General features: G+C 53.3%; 1 rRNA gene. It reads left to right on the forward strand.

From position 1 onward, the window contains the following. Positions 1 to 272 (forward strand): 23S ribosomal RNA (locus tag ACXAFI_RS20050); the annotation flags it as partial. Positions 273 to 287: the final 15 nt, after the last annotated feature.

Consider the following 287-nt stretch of genomic DNA (forward strand, 5'->3'; position numbering starts at 1 on the left):
GATTTGAGAAGAGTTGCTCCTAGTACGAGAGGACCGGAGTGAACGAACCTCTGGTGTTCCGGTTGTCACGCCAGTGGCATTGCCGGGTAGCTATGTTCGGACGGGATAACCGCTGAAAGCATCTAAGCGGGAAGCCTCCTTCAAGATAAGATCTCCCTGACTCCTTGAGAGTCCTAAAGGGCCGTGGAAGACTACCACGTTGATAGGCTGGGTGTGGAAGCGCTGTGAGGCGTTGAGCTAACCAGTACTAATTGCCCGTGCGGCTTGACCATACAACAGAGATGGTT

Source organism: Microbulbifer sp. ABH2_005 (assembly GCF_056160005.1).